This is a genomic window from Arhodomonas sp. AD133, assembly GCF_051195215.1.
Lineage (GTDB): Bacteria > Pseudomonadota > Gammaproteobacteria > Nitrococcales > Nitrococcaceae > Arhodomonas.
This window is the reverse complement of record NZ_JBNAZM010000144.1, coordinates 1-1,370: the sequence shown is the minus strand read 5'-3', so window position 1 is coordinate 1,370 and position 1,370 is coordinate 1. Positions and strand designations below refer to the sequence as shown.

Genomic DNA, 1,370 nt, shown 5'->3' with positions numbered 1-1,370 from the left:
CACCCTACACCACAACATCTAGGGCCCAGCCAGCGTGAGATCCGAGCCCCGTTACCCACACAAATCACGAAGGCGCCTGTTCATGGCGATGGGTATACTCCGGGAAAATGGCGCGCTCTACAGTTACGAGATCGGGCTTGAGAAGGCGCTGTATGATTGGTTCAAGAGCAACCTCGCTGTTCCACCGACCCTTGCTGGATCCCAGGGGCACTCACGGAAGCCCGCCGCGATAAGCTGGTTCAAAGAGTCGGCGATTGAGCATATCGACAAGATGCGGCAATACGCCCAACTACTGGCGTCCCATGATTTCTTGGTCCAGCAACTCGTGACCGAGCGACCGGGGAAGGTGGTTTATGAGGATGAGCATCAAGTTGCCGCCGTGCCGTTCAAGGATACGTTTCGTGCTAGTCACAAATAACCAGGCGCTCCATCCGAGCGCTAACCCGTTGCAGGGCTTAGCGTCGGCTGAGCGCTGTCATGGGATGTCATGAGACTACGTGCCGCCCATGCAGGCGATGAAGCAGTGGTACGCTGACAGGCTCGATCTGCTTCACAAAAAGCCACGGAATCGTCCGGGACCTGAAAGGTACCGCAGCTCCCGGCGGAACCCATCTTTGCCGAGTTTCTGTGTTCGCTCGTAAACCGGCGTTTCCGGCAATTCGCGCGCGGTCGATGCGAGGGTGCCTGCGACCCAATACCGATCGAGTCGACCATCTTGGTTCTCGTCGAAGACGCACACCGGACGAGACGGGTTCGCAGCCAACAGTTCCGTGTACGCTGTCTGTTTAGAGCAGTACGCATCGCCCTCACCCGTGACGTCCGCTGGCAGCAATACGGCATCGGCGGGAAGATGCACACGCGAGGCATCCGTCCCCTCGAGCTGCACCGTAGGCGTACAACCCGCAGCCAGAATAGACGCCACTGCGACCCAACGCGCCCGTACCCACATCATCATGCCGCTGCTCGCCCCCTGTGATTCCGACAGATGACCTCATACGAGGGCGACGGAGCCCCCATGAACGGGCAATGTCGCCCTTAGGGCGATGTCGGGTGTGACGTTGACAAGGGGGCGGCCCACCGAAAGCGCCTCCCCGTGAGCCGCAACGTCGACGCCGGGCGTCCCCCTGAGTGTCAACGTCGCACCCGACAGTAGCCCAAGAGGAATGTGTGTAACATCTGGGCACTGACTGAGGAGCGAGACGCTGTGACGAAGAACGAGGAAGTCCTGACCGAGCCGAGCTTGGAGCGCCGCACCCCTGAGTGTCAACGTCACACCCGACAGTAGCCGAAGAAGAACGTGTGTAACATCTGGGCACTGATCGAGGAGCAAGACGCTGTGACGAAGAACGAGGAAGTCCTGACCGAGCCGA

Annotated in this window: 2 protein-coding genes; one reads left to right on the top strand and one right to left on the bottom strand. The window is 59.9% G+C overall.

Annotation, left to right across the window (positions count from 1 at the left end; translation table 11 throughout):
- Nucleotides 1-82: 82 nt before the first annotated feature.
- Complete coding sequence (locus ACPEES_RS23390) at nt 83-418, top strand: hypothetical protein (protein WP_435106918.1); 336 nt, start codon at nt 83-85, stop codon at nt 416-418.
- Between the two features lie 132 nt (nt 419-550).
- Here the strand turns inward: ACPEES_RS23390 and ACPEES_RS23385 are convergent, their stop codons facing one another.
- Complete coding sequence (locus ACPEES_RS23385) at nt 551-955, bottom strand: hypothetical protein (protein ID WP_435106916.1); 405 nt, start codon at nt 953-955, stop codon at nt 551-553.
- Nucleotides 956-1,370: the final 415 nt, after the last annotated feature.